The 14,032-nt window shown below is 62.7% G+C and carries 14 protein-coding genes and 1 other RNA gene; 4 read left to right on the top strand and 11 right to left on the bottom strand.

The window, feature by feature from the left end:
• Positions 1 to 3 precede the first annotated feature (3 nt).
• The 9 genes from mraY to rsmI all read right to left on the bottom strand — a co-directional run bounded on the left by mraY (position 4) and on the right by rsmI (position 8,982).
• On the bottom strand, positions 4 to 1,086 hold the full coding sequence (mraY, locus tag GEV39_RS20015) for a phospho-N-acetylmuramoyl-pentapeptide-transferase (RefSeq protein WP_003251852.1): 1,083 nt from the start codon (positions 1,084 to 1,086) through the stop codon (positions 4 to 6).
• Positions 1,086 to 2,453, bottom strand: coding sequence for a UDP-N-acetylmuramoyl-tripeptide--D-alanyl-D-alanine ligase (locus GEV39_RS20020; RefSeq protein ID WP_173890968.1), 1,368 nt, complete (start codon positions 2,451 to 2,453; stop codon positions 1,086 to 1,088). The genes mraY and GEV39_RS20020 overlap by 1 nt, the downstream gene beginning before the upstream one ends.
• Positions 2,446 to 3,936, bottom strand: a complete 1,491-nt coding sequence (locus GEV39_RS20025) for a UDP-N-acetylmuramoyl-L-alanyl-D-glutamate--2,6-diaminopimelate ligase (protein WP_457254268.1) — start codon at positions 3,934 to 3,936, stop codon at positions 2,446 to 2,448. The genes GEV39_RS20020 and GEV39_RS20025 overlap by 8 nt, the downstream gene beginning before the upstream one ends.
• Positions 3,933 to 5,681, bottom strand: a complete 1,749-nt coding sequence (locus GEV39_RS20030; protein ID WP_161893096.1) for a peptidoglycan D,D-transpeptidase FtsI family protein — start codon at positions 5,679 to 5,681, stop codon at positions 3,933 to 3,935. Before GEV39_RS20030 ends, GEV39_RS20025 begins: the two co-directional genes overlap by 4 nt.
• Positions 5,681 to 5,974, bottom strand: a complete 294-nt coding sequence (gene ftsL / locus GEV39_RS20035; protein WP_009684421.1) for a cell division protein FtsL — start codon at positions 5,972 to 5,974, stop codon at positions 5,681 to 5,683. The genes GEV39_RS20030 and ftsL overlap by 1 nt, the downstream gene beginning before the upstream one ends.
• Positions 5,971 to 6,918 carry a 16S rRNA (cytosine(1402)-N(4))-methyltransferase RsmH gene (gene rsmH, locus GEV39_RS20040; protein ID WP_009684422.1) on the bottom strand — a complete coding sequence of 316 codons (948 nt, stop codon included), beginning with the start codon at positions 6,916 to 6,918 and terminating at the stop codon, positions 5,971 to 5,973. Before rsmH ends, ftsL begins: the two co-directional genes overlap by 4 nt.
• A complete protein-coding gene (mraZ, locus tag GEV39_RS20045; protein ID WP_021784148.1) occupies positions 6,915 to 7,370 on the bottom strand; it encodes a division/cell wall cluster transcriptional repressor MraZ in 456 nt (151 codons plus the stop codon). Before mraZ ends, rsmH begins: the two co-directional genes overlap by 4 nt.
• A 308-nt stretch (positions 7,371 to 7,678) precedes the next feature.
• An RNA gene (gene rnpB, locus GEV39_RS20050) (RNase P RNA component class A) lies at positions 7,679 to 8,039 on the bottom strand.
• A gap of 67 nt (positions 8,040 to 8,106) precedes the next feature.
• Positions 8,107 to 8,982 (bottom strand): 16S rRNA (cytidine(1402)-2'-O)-methyltransferase, encoded by an 876-nt coding sequence (rsmI, locus tag GEV39_RS20055; protein ID WP_173890969.1) that lies wholly within the window; start codon positions 8,980 to 8,982, stop codon positions 8,107 to 8,109.
• A 186-nt stretch (positions 8,983 to 9,168) separates the two neighbouring features.
• Between rsmI and GEV39_RS20060 the strand changes: the two genes are divergently transcribed.
• From GEV39_RS20060 to GEV39_RS20075, 4 genes are all read left to right on the top strand, one after another.
• Positions 9,169 to 10,986, top strand: coding sequence for a penicillin-binding protein activator (locus tag GEV39_RS20060; RefSeq protein ID WP_173890970.1), 1,818 nt, complete (start codon positions 9,169 to 9,171; stop codon positions 10,984 to 10,986).
• Positions 10,986 to 11,357, top strand: a complete 372-nt coding sequence (locus tag GEV39_RS20065) for a YraN family protein (RefSeq protein WP_173890971.1) — start codon at positions 10,986 to 10,988, stop codon at positions 11,355 to 11,357. Before GEV39_RS20060 ends, GEV39_RS20065 begins: the two co-directional genes overlap by 1 nt.
• An 86-nt stretch (positions 11,358 to 11,443) precedes the next feature.
• Positions 11,444 to 12,037: a phosphoheptose isomerase gene (locus tag GEV39_RS20070; protein WP_173890972.1), complete on the top strand. Its 594-nt coding sequence runs from the start codon at positions 11,444 to 11,446 to the stop codon at positions 12,035 to 12,037.
• The gene (locus GEV39_RS20075) at positions 12,034 to 12,612 is read left to right on the top strand and encodes a BON domain-containing protein (protein ID WP_009684429.1); all 579 of its coding nucleotides are present in this window, start codon (positions 12,034 to 12,036) and stop codon (positions 12,610 to 12,612) included. Before GEV39_RS20070 ends, GEV39_RS20075 begins: the two co-directional genes overlap by 4 nt.
• 248 nt (positions 12,613 to 12,860) lie before the next feature.
• Here GEV39_RS20075 and GEV39_RS20080 read toward each other — a convergent pair whose 3' ends face one another.
• Together GEV39_RS20080 and GEV39_RS20085 are read right to left on the bottom strand one after the other, a co-directional pair.
• Positions 12,861 to 13,295, bottom strand: coding sequence for a ClpXP protease specificity-enhancing factor (locus tag GEV39_RS20080; protein ID WP_173890973.1), 435 nt, complete (start codon positions 13,293 to 13,295; stop codon positions 12,861 to 12,863).
• Positions 13,296 to 13,305: 10 nt separating this feature from the next.
• Entirely contained in the window at positions 13,306 to 13,929 is a 624-nt protein-coding gene (locus GEV39_RS20085; protein ID WP_054913251.1) for a glutathione S-transferase N-terminal domain-containing protein, read from the bottom strand.
• Positions 13,930 to 14,032: the final 103 nt, after the last annotated feature.

The raw sequence follows: 14,032 nt of genomic DNA on the forward strand, positions 1-14,032 counted from the left end.
CATCTACCTCAGTTTCAGGGTGGCAAGGCCGATCAGCACCAGGATCACAGTGATGATCCAGAAGCGGACGATTACGCGTGGCTCTGGCCAGCCCTTGAGTTCAAAGTGGTGGTGGATCGGTGCCATGCGGAACACCCGTTTGCCGGTCAGCTTGAACGAGGCGACTTGAATCACCACCGACAGGGTTTCCACGACAAAGATGCCGCCCATGATGAACAGCACGATTTCCTGGCGCACGATCACCGCGATAGTGCCCAGGGCAGCGCCCAGCGCCAGCGCGCCGACGTCACCCATGAAGACTTGTGCCGGGTAGGTGTTGAACCACAAAAAACCCAGGCCGGCACCGATCAAGGCGCCACAGAACACGATCAGTTCGCCCGAGCCAGGCACGTAGGGAATCAACAGGTACTCGGCGAATTTCACGTTACCCGACAGGTAGCAGAAGATGCCCAGCGCGCCGCCGACCATCACCGTGGGCATGATGGCCAGGCCGTCGAGGCCGTCGGTGAGGTTGACCGCGTTGCTGGAGCCGACGATGACGAAGTAGGTCAGCACCACGAAGCCGACGCCCAGCGGAATGGTAACGTCCTTGATGAATGGCAGGATCAGCGTGGTTTCGACGCTGGTCGGTGCGGTCTTGTACAGGAACACCGCCGCCGCCAGGCCGAACACCGACTGCCAGAAGTACTTCCAGCGGCTTGGCAGGCCCCGGGAATTCTTTTCGATCACCTTGCGGTAGTCGTCGACCCAGCCGATGGCACCGAAGGCCAGGGTGACGATCAGCACCACCCAGACGTAGCGGTTGCTCAGGTCGGCCCACAGCAGGGTGCTGACAGCGATGGCCGACAGAATCAGTGCGCCGCCCATGGTCGGGGTGCCGGACTTGGACAGGTGCGATTGCGGGCCGTCGTTACGTACGGCCTGGCCGATCTGGCGAATTTGCAGCGTACGAATCATCCACGGCCCCAGCCACAGCGCCAGGGACAACGCGGTCAGTACACCCAGAATCCCGCGCAGGGACAGGTACTGAAAGACCGCGAAGCCTTTGTGGAACTGTTGCAGATACTCGGCCAACAGCAGCAGCATTAATGTTTCTCCCCGCTGGCACCGCACAAAGCCGCCACGACGTTTTCCATCGCAGCGCTGCGCGAGCCCTTGATCAAAATAGTGGTGTCGCTGGCGTTCTCGGCAGTAACTGCATCGATCAGCTCAGCTTGAGTAGCGAAATGACGGCCATTGGCGCCGAACGCCTCGACCGCATGTTTCATGTTGGAACCCACTGCATACAGGGCGTCGACCTTGCCGCGCGCGTAGTCGCCGACCTGCCGGTGGCCTTCTTCCGCCCACTGCCCCAATTCGCCGATATCCCCAAGCACCAGGACGGTGCGGCCGGGGAAGCCGGCGAGTATATCAATGGCCGCGCACATCGAGGTGGGATTTGCGTTGTAACTGTCGTCGATCACACGCACACCACTGGGCGCGATCTGCGCCACGGTGCGGCCCTTGACCGGCTGTACCGCCGCAAGGCCAGCCGCAATGCCTGCCAGGCTCACACCAACGGCATGGGCAGCGGCGGCAGCGGCCAGGGCGTTGCTGACATTGTGCTCACCGAGCACATTGAGCTGTACCTGGGCCACCTCGCCGGCGCCATGCAGCTGAAATGACGGGCAACCACGGGCGTCGCGCCCTATGGCGCTGGCATGGAAATCGGCACGGGCGTCGCTGCGGGCGAAGCTGATGACCTTGTGGGCCCCGGCACGGGCCTTCCAGGTTGCGAACGCCTTGTCGTCCAGGTTGAGAATGGCGATACCGCCCTCGCCCAGGCCTTCAAGAATCTCGCCTTTGGCTTCGACGATTTTCTCCGGGCCGCCGAACTCGCCAACGTGGGCGGTACCCGCGTTGTTGATGACGACCACCTGCGGCCGGGTCAGCCCGACGGTGTAGCGAATTTCACCGATGCGCGAAGCGCCCAGCTCGATCACCGCAGCACTGTGCTCCGCGGCGATTTCCAGCAGGGTCAGCGGCGCACCGAGGTCGTTGTTGAGGTTGCCACGGGTGGCGTGCACCAGGCCACGGGTACGCAGGATGCTGGCAAGCATTTCCTTGACTGTGGTCTTGCCGCTGGAGCCGGTAATGGCCACCACCGGCTTGTCATAGGCGGCACGGTTCAGTGCCCCGAGCTGGCCCAGGGCCAGGCGGCAGTCAGCCACGCGCAATTGCGGCAGGTCGACATCGGCCACCTCGCGCTCGACCAGCGCCGCGACGGCACCCTTGGCTTTGACATCGGCCAGGTAGTCGTGGCCGTCGAAACGCGGGCCGGCCAGGGCAACGAACAGTTGCCCGGTACTGACACTGCGGCTGTCGATGCTGACGCCGGTGAACGCCGCATCTGCGCCGATCTGCTGACCGTTCAGCAGCGGGGCCAGCTGGCTGAGTGACATGGGCTTAAGCATGTGGAGCCTCCCAGGCTGCAAGTGCCTTTTCGGCTTCGATCAAGTCGGAGAAATCATGGCGCTCGCCGTTGATCTCTTGATAATCCTCGTGCCCCTTGCCGGCCAACACGATCACGTCGTCGGCAGCAGCGGTGGCAATCAGGTGCGCAATGGCCGCGCCGCGGCCAGCGATGAATTCCACCTCGGCAGGCTTGGCAAAACCGGGGCGAATGTCGTCGAAGATGCGCAGCGGGTCTTCGCTACGCGGGTTGTCATCGGTGACCAGCACGCGGTCCGCCAGGCGCTCGGCCACTTCGGCCATCAGTGGGCGCTTGCCGCGATCACGGTCGCCGCCGCAGCCGAACAGGCACAGCAGCTGGCCGTGAGCATGCGGGCGCAGGGCTTCGAGAACCTTCTCCAGCGCGTCGGGCGTGTGTGCGTAGTCGACCACCACCAATGGCTTGGCACCGCCACCCAGGCGCTGCATGCGGCCAACCGGCCCTTGCAGTTTGGGGATGACGCGGAGAATCTCGTCGAGGGCGAAGTCCATTGCCAGCAGGGTTGCCACCGCCGCCAGCATGTTGCTCAGGTTGAAACGGCCCAACAGCTGGCTGCGCAGAATGCGCTCACCCTGGGCAGTGACCAATGTGGCGCGCACGCCATGGTCGTCGAATTCGGCCTTGGTGCAGAACAGATCCGCGTCCCGGTTTTCCAGGCTATAGCTGAGCAGCCGTGACTCGATAGCATCTGCCGGCGCTCTATCGTCGAAAGCTTGAGCCAGGCGCCGACCGAACTCGTCGTCCAGGTTCACCACCTGGCAGCGCAGGCTCGGCCAGGCGAACAGCTTGGCCTTGGCCGCTTCGTACGCCTGCATGCTGCCGTGATAGTCGAGGTGGTCGCGGGACAGGTTGGTCATCACCGCAATGTCGAAAGCCAGGGCAGCCACGCGGCCTTGTTCCAGGGCATGGGAAGACACCTCCATGGCCACGGCTTTGGCGCCATCCTTTTTCAGGTCATACAGCGTGGACTGCACGGCAATTGGGTCGGGGGTGGTCAAGCGGCCACTTTGCAATTTACCGTAGAACCCGGTACCGAGGGTGCCGATCAGGCCGCAGCGCTTGCCGAGCAGGTCCAACGCTTGCGCCAGCAACTGGGTGACACTGGTCTTGCCGTTGGTACCGGTCACGCCGACCAGGTCCAACTGCCGGCTGGGCTCGCCATAGAAGCGGCCGGCAATATCCGACAGCTGAGCGATCAGCCCTTTGACCGGAATCAACGGCACATCGGTCAACGGCAGCACGTTGGCGCCCTGCTCTTCATAAGCCACGGCGGCAGCACCGCGGGCCAAGGCATCGGCGATGTGCTCACGGCCATCGACCTTGGCCCCCGGCACTGCCAGGAACAGGTCACCCGGGCGCACGTTGCGGCTGTCCAGGGTCAGTTCGCGGATCATCGGGTCGCGGCTGGCGTGGGCGAACAGTTTGCTCAATGGCATTGTCATCATCCACGCCCTCCCTTGGCAGCGGCAGCATTGACTTGTGGTTGCCCGGCAGGTGCAGCAGCAGCTGGCGGCGGCAGGTTGTCTGGCGGCACGTTCATCAGGCGTAGGGTGCCGGACATGACCTTGCTGAACACCGGTGCCGAAACCAGGCCACCGAAGTAGCCACCCTTGCCCGGTTCGTCGATCACCACGACGATGGCGTAACGCGGATCGCTCATCGGGCCGAAGCCTGCGAACAGCGAGCGGTAGGCGTTTTCGGTGTAACCCTTGGAACCCACCGTGGCTTTACGTGCAGTACCGGACTTGCCGGCCACGTGGTAGAACGGCACCTGCGCGCGGAACACGCCGCGCGGGGCCTCGATCACCTGCTGCAACATGCCCTGGATGGTTTCTGCGGTTTCCTTCGGAATGGCCTGCACCGCCTCGGGCGCCTTGTCCACCTTGAGGATCGACAGCGGGACCATCTTGCCGTCGTTGGCCAATGCCGCGTAGGCATGCACCAGCTGCAGGGCGGTCACCGACACGCCGTAGCCGTAAGACAGGGTGGCCGTCTCGGCCTTACGCCACTCGCGGTGGTTCGGCAGGTTGCCGACACGCTCACCCGGGAAACCAAGGCCGGTGTACTGGCCCAGGCCGACCTGGGACATCACGCGGTAGATGGCCTCGCCACCGATGTCGAAGGCGATCTTGCTCATGCCCACGTTACTGGAGTTGATCAGGATGCCGGTCAGGTCGAGGATCGGCCCCTCGCTACGCGACACGTCCTTGATGGTGTAACGGCCGATCTGCAGGCTGCCGGGGTATACCTCGACCTTGTCGGTAGGCTTCCAGCGGCCACTTTCCAGCGCTGCGCTCATGGAGATCGGCTTTACCGTCGAACCTGGCTCGAACACGTCGATGATCGCCCGGTTACGCATGGCCGCCGGGAACATGCTGCGGCGGTTGTTGGGGTTGTAGGTCGGCTGGTTGACCATGGCCAGGACCTCACCGGTCTTGACGTCCATGATCACCAGGCTGCCGGCCTTGGCGTTCTGTTCGGCAATGGCGTTGCGCAGCTCGCGGGTAGCCAGGTACTGCAGACGCAGGTCAATCGACAACGCCAAGGTCTTCCCGGCCTTGGCGTTCTTGGTGACCTGAATATCCTTGATCAGCCGGCCGCGCCGGTCCTTGATGACCTGGCGCTTGCCAGGCACGCCGGCCAGCCACTCGTCATAGGCCAGCTCGACCCCCTCGCGCCCGTGGTCGTCCAGGTCGGTGAAGCCGACCATATGCGCAGTGACATCACCGGCCGGGTAGAACCGGCGGAACTCTTCCAGCCCGTACACGCCGGGCACTTTCAGGTCGAGCACGTGCTGGCCCTGCTCCGGGGTCAGGCCGCGAACCAGGTAGATGAACTCTTTGTTGGCCTGCTGGGTCAGGCGCTCGCTCAGCTGCTGCGGGTTTTGCCCCAACGCTGCTGCCAATTGCGGCCAGCGCTCTTTGGAGGCCTGCATTTCCTTGGGGTTGGCCCACAAGGTCGTGACCGGGGTGCTGACCGCCAATGGCTCACCGTTGCGGTCGGTAATCAGCCCACGGTGTGCCGGGATCGAGATATGGCGCAGGCTGCGCGCGTCGCCCTGGCCCTTGAGGAAGTCACGGTCGACCACCTGCAGGTCGATGATGCGCCAGCAGATCGCGCCGACCATGAGTGCCAGCAGGCCGATGACCACGCGGAAACGCCATGGGTACAGTGCGCCTTCGAGTTTCATCATGGCGCCACCATCCGCACTTCGTCAGCCGCAGGCACGCGCATCTTCAATTGCTCGGACGCAAGGTTTTCGATACGGCTGGCCGCGGTCCAGGTGCTCTGCTCGAGGATCAACCGGCCCCACTCGGCCTGGGCCTTGTCACGCTCGTTCAGCTCACCGTACAGGGTATTGAGCAACTGGCGGTTCCAGTGCGCGCTGTAGGACACCGCAATGGCCGAAACCAGCACGGCAACGAACAGCAGGAGCATCAGGAAGCTCCCGCCTGGCAAGGGCTTGGCGAACAGCCTGCTCACCGCAACTTCTCCGCCACACGCATCACGGCGCTGCGCGACCGCGGGTTGGCCTTGAGCTCAGCTTCGGAGGCGAACTGGGCCTTGCCGATGAGCTTGACCTTGGGCTCGAAGACCTTGTGCTGCACCGGCAGGTTGCGTGGCAGGTTGTCGGCTTCGCCCTTGACCAGTTTGCGCATGAACAGTTTGACGATACGGTCTTCCAGCGAGTGGAAGCTGATGACCGCCAACCGACCGCCGACTTCGAGCGCGTCGAGCGCGGCCTCAAGCCCCGCCTCCAGGTCACCCAGTTCGTTGTTGACGTGGATGCGCAAGCCCTGGAAGGCGCGGGTAGCCGGGTTTTTGCCCTTTTCCCAGGCCGGGTTGGCCACCTTGAGCACCTCTGCCAGGTCGGCAGTGCGGGTGAACGGCTGCTTTTCGCGGCGCTCGACCACGGCACGCGCCATGCGCCCGGCAAAGCGCTCTTCGCCATACTCCTTGAACACGCGGGCAATCTCTTCCACCGGCGCGGTGGCAATGAATTCGGCAGCGCTGACACCCTGGTCGGGGTTCATGCGCATGTCCAGCGGGCCATCATTGAGAAAGCTGAAGCCCCGCTCGGGGTCGTCCAGTTGCGGCGAGGACACGCCAAGGTCCAGCAGCACGCCGCTGACCTTGCCATGCAGACCGCGCTCGGCCACTTCTGCGCCCAACTCGGCAAAGCTGCGCTGCACAATGACAAAGCGGCCGTCTTCGGCCGCCAGCGCTTGCCCTGTGGCAATCGCTTGTGGGTCTTTGTCGAAGCCCAGCAGCCGCCCTTGCGGCCCGAGCTTGCTGAGGATCAGGCGGCTGTGTCCGCCACGGCCGAACGTGCCGTCCAGATAGCAACCGTCGGCGCGCAAGGCCAATGCCTCGACAGCTTCGTCGAGCAGGACGGTAATGTGGTTGAAGCCGCTATCTATGGTCACAGGATCAGGTCACGCAGTTCGTCGGGCATGGCGCCCGGTTGTTGAATAGCTGCAAGGTCGGCTGCCGAAACCACGTTCCAGGCATCTTCATCCCACAGCTGGAATTTGTTCAGTTGCCCCACCAGCATCGCCTTCTTGTCGAGCTTGGCGTACTCACGCAAACGGGGCGGCACCAGGAAACGCCCACTGCCGTCGAGCTCCAGGTCTACCGCATTGCCAATCAGCAATCGCTGCAGGCGGCGGTTTTCCTCACGCAACGATGGCAAGGCACGCAACTTGGCTTCTATCTGTTCCCACTCATCGAGGGGATAAACACACAAGCACGGGTCCACGGCGTCGATGGTCACGATCAGCTGACCGTTGCAACGCGAATCGAGCTCGTCACGGTACCGGCTCGGCATGGCGAGTCGGCCCTTGGCATCGAGACTGACGGCGTTGGCTCCGCGGAACACGGCTGCGATTCCCCACAATGTTATCTTTTTTGTGCCAGAAAACCCACTTCATCCCACTTTCTGCCACTTGCGCACACTATAGGAATCCGCCGGAGGCACCGTCAAGGCACGTTCGGAAGGAAAAGCCTTACAGGACCGAGATTTAGCGCGTTAAAGGATTGTGAAAGGTATTTCACAATGAAAAAAACACGAGAAAAATCAAACCTGCACAAGCCACTGGGGCTTGAACTTAAAGTAATTTATTAAGAGTAAGATTTTTTCGGTATTACCAAAGGGGGGTCTGCTATCGAAAGATGCAGAAAAGAAAGGTGGAGAGTCGATCTGTAAGCCGGGTTTTGTCGAGGACAGTCATTCCTCTACGACGGCCATCACTGGACGCCTCTAGCAACCTACCCGGTTCCGACGCGGGCCACGCCTGATGGAACCCTATTTGGTCTTGCTCCGAGTGGGGTTTACCTAGCCACGAACTGTTGCCAGCCGTGCGGTGCGCTCTTACCGCACCTTTTCACCCTTACCGGCACCGAAGTGCTTAGGCGGTTATTTTCTGTGGCACTTTCCGTAGGCTCGCGCCTCCCAGGCGTTACCTGGCACTCTGCCCTGTGGAGCCCGGACTTTCCTCCCCCGATCTTTTGCGGAACAAAAGACGGCAGCGACTGTCCGATCGACTCTCCGCCGACAAGGTTAACGGCACACGCGCTCAAGAACAAGCGGCAGCAGCATTTATATCAATTTGCCACTACTGGGCTTTCTGCTTATCCAGGGCAAGTTGATACAACAGGTTCTTGCGCACGCCGGTAATTTCCGAGGCAAGCGCCGCCGCCCGCTTCAGCGGCAACTCGGCCAGCAACAGGTCGAGCACGCGCTGGGCCTCGCTACTGATGGCTTGCTCGCCCTCCGGTGCACTCCAGCCACCGACCAGCACCACGCACTCTCCGCGCTGCTGGTTGCTATCACCGGCGACGAACGCCCGCAGCTCGGCCAGAGGCAAGCCCTTGAGCGTCTCGAAGGTTTTCGTCAATTCGCGCGCCAGCAATGCCGGGCGCTCACCGCCAAACACCGTTTCCATGTCCTGGAGGCACTCGAGGATACGGTGCGGCGCTTCATAGAAAATCAGCGTGCGCGGCTCTTCGCGCACTTGCTCCAGGCGTGCCAGGCGCCCCGCCTGCCTGGCCGGCAGGAAACCTTCGAAAATGAAACGGTCCGATGGCAGGCCTGCCGCCGACAACGCCGCGATCAAGGCGCAGGCGCCCGGCACCGGCACCACGCTGACGCCGGCAGCCCGCGCCTGGCGCACCAGGTGGTAGCCAGGGTCGGAAATCAACGGGGTACCGGCATCGGAAACCAGCGCCACATCTTCGCCGGCCAGCAGCTTGCCGAGAAAGCGCCCGCCTTCGTCCCGCTCGTTATGCTCGTGGCAGGCCGCCAGTGGCGTATCGATGCCAAAGTGTTGCAGCAGGCGGATCGAATGGCGGGTGTCTTCGGCCGCGATCAGCGCTACGTCTGCCAGCACCTTGAGCGCCCGGGCGCTCATGTCATCGAGGTTGCCGATGGGAGTTGCCACCACATACAGCGTTCCCACGGTGGATTTAGAAGCCCCTGCCACATCAGTCACTGCGCACACCTGTCAGTCGGATCAAAGGCGGTATTGTAGCCCGAGCGCCTGCAACAGGGCGCAAAGAACTTCACACGCGTCCGGCGGCAAGCCACCTATAGTGAAGGATCGACACGGCGACATCGCGCCCCGGCCAGTGCTTGGGTACAATTGCCGGCCAACTTGATCGAGTAACAGGACCTTTACATGATCGCTTGCCTGCGGCTGCTCACAGCCCTCTGCCTCGCTGCCCTGCTGGCAGCCTGCGCCAGCTCGCCCTCATCCAGCCTGGGCGAACTGCCACGCACCCCGGATGCCAGCATCGAGCAACTGCTCGAGCAGGCTGCTTCCAGCAAGTCTGCACAAGACGCCGCCCTGCTGCGCCTGAGCGCAGCCGACCTGGCCTACAAGCAGAAGGACTTCCCCCGCGCCGCACGCATTCTCGAGCAGGTCCCGCTGGACACGCTCAAGCCGGCCCAGCAAGTGTTCGCCAGCACCCTGGCGGCAGAACTGGCCATGAGCCGCAACCAACCCAAGGCTGCCCTGGCCGCCCTGGCCCACCCAAGCCTGCAGCACGTTCCCGAGCTGCCGAAGGAACAGCAGGCGCGCACCTACTACGTGCACGCTGCCGCCCTGGAGGCCGACGGCCAGGCCCTGGCCGCCGCCCAGCAACGCGTTCTGCTGGCCCCGCTGCTCAGCGATCAGGCCGCCAGCGCCAACAATGACGCCATCTGGGCCTTGGTCGCCTCGCTGCCGGCCGAACAGCTGCAACAGCCGGCCAATGATCAGACCCTGGCCGGCTGGACCAGCCTGGCCCTGGCGGTGAAAAGTGCCGGCACCCTCGAGCAGCAACAGAGCGCCATCGAGAGCTGGGTCAAACAGCACCCGGACCACCCGGCTGCCAAACAGCTGCCAGCGCCACTGGTCAAGCTCAAGGAACTGGCCAGCCAACCGCTGACCAAAATCGCCCTGCTGCTGCCCCAGGAAGGGCCACTGGCCGGGGTTGCCCGGGCCCTGCGTGACGGCTTCATGGCCGCCCACTTCCAGGCCCAGCAGGCTGGCCAAGCCGCCCCTGCAGTGCAGGTGTTCGACAGCTCGCGCATCGGCTCGCTCGACGACTTCTACCGCCAGGCCCAGGCCGCAGGCGTGCAGCTGGTCATCGGCCCGCTGGAAAAACCGCTGGTCAAGCAATTGGCCAGCAAACCGCAACTGCCGATCACCACCCTGGCGCTCAACTACGCCGATGCGGGCCAGGTGGCCCCACCGCAATTGTTCCAGTTCGGCCTGGCGGCCGAGGACGAAGCACGCGAAGTATCCCGTCGCGCCCGTGCCGACGGCATGGTCCGCGCCGTAGCCCTGGTGCCGAGCGGCGAATGGGGTGATCGCGTGCTGGCTGCCTTCCGCCAGGACTGGGAAGGCAATGGCGGCACCGTGCTCGCGGCCCAACGCATTGCGCAACCGGTTGCGCTGGCCCAGCAGATTGCCGACCTGTTCCAGCTGCGCCAGAGCGAAAGCCGCGCCAAGAGCCTGCAAAGCACGGTTGGCGGCAACATCGCCGCACAACCGTCGCGCCGCCAGGACATCGACTTCATCTTCCTTGCCTCTACACCCCAGCAGGCGCAACAGATCAAGCCGACCCTGAACTTCCAGTACGCCGGTGACGTACCGGTATACGCCACTTCCAACCTGTACAGCGCCAGCGGTGACGTCAACCAGTACAACGACATGAACGGCATCCGCTTCTGCGAAACCCCGTGGCTGCTCGATACCAGCAACAGCCTGCGCCAACAGGTGGTTCAGCAGTGGCCGCAAGCCGCCGGCAGCCTGGGCCGTCTGTACGCCATGGGCGTCGATGCCTACAGCCTGGCACCGCGCCTGGGCCAACTGAAGGCGCTGCCGGATAACCGCGTCCAGGGCCTTTCCGGCAGCTTGAGCATCAATGCCAACCAGCGTGTGGAGCGCCAACTGCCATGGGCTGAATTCGCTGGCGGCCAGGTCAAGCGCCTGCCTGATACCCCACGCTGATGGCTGCAGCATCACCAACCAGCGCCGGCCACGCCGCAGAAACCCATGCCCTTGAGTACCTTCAGGGGCAAGGCCTGCGGCTGCTGGCGCGCAACTGGCGATGCAAAGGCGGCGAGCTTGATCTGGTCATGCTCGACGCCGATACAGTAGTATTCGTCGAAGTCCGCTACCGGCTGCACGCGGCCTTCGGAGGCGCCCTCGACAGTATCGATGGGCGCAAGCAGAAACGGCTGGTGCATGCGGCCAGCCTGTTCTTGCTCAAGGAGCCTCAATGGGGCAACCAACCCTGCCGCTTCGACGTTGTCGCCCTGCAGGGTAGTCACCATGCAGGCAAACCGCTCCAGTGGCTGAAAAACGCCTTCGAGTGCTGAACCCTCTACGTTTTTTTTGCTCTATGTATCGCGGGCTGGTCGTTGTTGCGCGTAACAAAGGCCACCGCCCCATTTAAGGTCACCAGATGGACATGCAATCCCGAATTCGCCGGCTGTTCCAGGCCAGCATCGAAACCAAGCAACAGGCAATGGACATCCTGGCACCGCACATCGAGCAGGCCAGCCTGATCATGGTCAATGCGCTGCTCAATGAGGGCAAGATGCTCGCCTGTGGCAACGGCGGCTCGGCCGGCGACGCCCAGCACTTTTCCTCGGAACTGCTCAACCGCTTCGAGCGCGAACGCCCGAGCTTGCCGGCCATCGCCTTGACCACCGACAGTTCGACCCTGACGTCGATCGCCAATGACTACAGCTACAACGAAGTCTTTTCCAAGCAGATCCGCGCACTGGGCCAACCGGGTGATGTTCTGCTGGCGATCTCCACCAGCGGTAACTCGGCCAACGTGATCCAGGCGATCCAGGCCGCGCATGACCGCGAAATGATTGTCGTAGCAATGACGGGGCGCGACGGCGGCGGCATGGCCTCGCTGCTACTGCCAGAGGACGTGGAAATCCGCGTACCTTCGACAGTGACCGCGCGCATCCAGGAAGTCCACCTGCTGGCGATCCACTGCCTGTGCGACCTGATCGACAGCCAACTGTTCGGGAGTGAAGAATGACCCCTATGCGCCTTGGCCTGCTGGCCCTGACTTTGTGCCTGAGCGTTACCGGCTGCAGCTCGGTACTCACCTCTGCCCGCAATTCGCCCATTGAAGACGACCGCGGCACGCGCACCATCGGCAGCAAGATCGACGACTCGCTGATCGAAACCAAAGCCGCGGTCAACATCTCCAAGGCCAACCCGGACCTGGACAAGGGCTCGCACATCGTTGTCAGCAGCTACAACGGCATCGTCTTGCTGGCTGGCCAAACCCCGCGCGCCGACCTCAAGAGCCTTGCCGAGCAAACCGCCAGCCAGGTTCAACGGGTGAAAAAGGTGCACAACGAGCTGCAGGTCATGCAGCCGTCTTCGATCCTGGCGCGCAACAACGATGCCTGGCTGACCACCAAGATCAAGACCCAGATGCTGACCGACAGCGCCGTGCCCAGCTCGCGAATCAAGGTCATTACCGAGAACGGTATCGTCTACCTGCTCGGCCTGGTGACCCAGCAGGAGGCCAATTCCGCCACCGCCGTAGTACAGGGTGTATCGGGCGTGCAAAAAATCGTCAAACTCTTCGAGTACATCGACTGAAGAACCCTGGGCCGGTAAGGCAACAATCCCGGTCTAAAAAAGGCGACCCTTGGAAGTTAATGCCTGTCAGTTAAGCGTTATTGGGGCTGCTTTGCAGCCCTTCGCGGGCACGCCCGCTCCTACACGTCTGGCGCTGAACTCAAGCAATGCGCGATCCCTTGTGGGAGCGGGCGTGCCCGCGATGGGTCGCAAAGCGGCCCCAATTACTTAACTGACTGGCACTAACCCTTCAAGGTCGCCTTTTTTTATTACTTGACCACTTTCAGACTAGGCCGGCCACTCGGTCGCGGCGGCTGCCCACCCCCTTCTGGCGGGCCATCATCATCCGGCTGCACGTGGTCATCGTCTACCAGATCATCTTCTTCCATGTGCGGCGGTTCCAGCTCGAAGACCATGCCTTGGCCATTTTCCCGGGCATAGATACCCAGGATGGCGCCTGTCGGCACGAAAAGAGAGTGAGTCACGCCACTGAAACGGCCCTCGAAACTGACCGCGTCGTTATCCATGTGCAGGTTGCGCACCGCACTTGGCGAGATATTAAGGACAATCTGGCCATCACTGGCGAAACCATCCGGTACCTGCACCTTAGGGTATTCGGCATTGACCAGCATATGGGGCGTGCAATCGTTGTCGACGATCCACTCGTACAGTGCTCGAACCAGATAGGGGCGACTGGAGTTCATCAACGGCTCCTTAAAGCTTACGCATTTCACGTTCTACAGAGGACAGGCTCGCCTGGAATGGCTCGCGGGCGAACTGGCGCTCCATGTAATCCAGCAGCGGTTTGGCTTGCCGGGGCAACTCGATGCCCAACACTGGCAGGCGCCAGAGTATGGGCAGTAGACAACAATCGACCAGGCTTTGCTCATCGCTCATGAAACAGGCGAACTCATTGAACAATGGCGAAACACCGGTCAGGCTTTCGCGCAGGGCCTTGCGCGCTTCACTTCGGGCAGCCTCGCTGCTGCGCGAATCGAGCACGCTATCGGCCAGGGCACACCAGTCGCGCTGAATGCGGTGCATCAGCAAACGGCTGTTGCCGCGCGCAACCGGGTACACCGGCATCAGCGGCGGGTGCGGGTAACGCTCCTCGAGGTATTCCATCACCACGGTCGATTCATACAAGGCCAGGTCACGGTCGACCAGGGTCGGCACGCTGCCGTACGGGTTGACTTCGGCCAGCCTCGGCGGCAGGCGCGCCGGATCGACATCGATGACCTGCACGCTGACCCCCTTCTCGGCCAGCACCAGGCGTACCCGATGAGAATAATGGTCAGCGGGGTCGGAATAGCAGGCTAACCTGTTGGTTGCGCCCATGTAGCGGCTCCTCGCACGAGATGCTGTGCAACTTTAAATGAAAACGCGCCCGGGGCATCCTGGCATTTCTGCCAGGCGCCCCGGGCGCGTTCAACAACCAGAA

It is taken from the genome of Pseudomonas sp. NY5710 (assembly GCF_013305665.1).
Lineage (GTDB): Bacteria > Pseudomonadota > Gammaproteobacteria > Pseudomonadales > Pseudomonadaceae > Aquipseudomonas > Aquipseudomonas juntendi.

Bases quoted from the DNA above. Each gene is read 5' to 3' on its own strand.
- mraY (WP_003251852.1), bottom strand. From the start codon at position 1,086: ATGCTGCTGCTGTTGGCCGAGTATCTGCAACAGTTCCACAAAGGCTTC.
- GEV39_RS20020 (WP_173890968.1), bottom strand. From the start codon at position 2,453: ATGCTTAAGCCCATGTCACTCAGCCAGCTGGCCCCGCTGCTGAACGGT.
- GEV39_RS20025 (WP_457254268.1), bottom strand. From the start codon at position 3,936: ATGATGACAATGCCATTGAGCAAACTGTTCGCCCACGCCAGCCGCGAC.
- GEV39_RS20030 (WP_161893096.1), bottom strand. From the start codon at position 5,681: ATGAAACTCGAAGGCGCACTGTACCCATGGCGTTTCCGCGTGGTCATC.
- GEV39_RS20060 (WP_173890970.1), top strand. From the start codon at position 9,169: ATGATCGCTTGCCTGCGGCTGCTCACAGCCCTCTGCCTCGCTGCCCTG.
- GEV39_RS20065 (WP_173890971.1), top strand. From the start codon at position 10,986: ATGGCTGCAGCATCACCAACCAGCGCCGGCCACGCCGCAGAAACCCAT.
- GEV39_RS20070 (WP_173890972.1), top strand. From the start codon at position 11,444: ATGGACATGCAATCCCGAATTCGCCGGCTGTTCCAGGCCAGCATCGAA.
- GEV39_RS20075 (WP_009684429.1), top strand. From the start codon at position 12,034: ATGACCCCTATGCGCCTTGGCCTGCTGGCCCTGACTTTGTGCCTGAGC.
- GEV39_RS20080 (WP_173890973.1), bottom strand. From the start codon at position 13,295: ATGAACTCCAGTCGCCCCTATCTGGTTCGAGCACTGTACGAGTGGATC.
- GEV39_RS20085 (WP_054913251.1), bottom strand. From the start codon at position 13,929: ATGGGCGCAACCAACAGGTTAGCCTGCTATTCCGACCCCGCTGACCAT.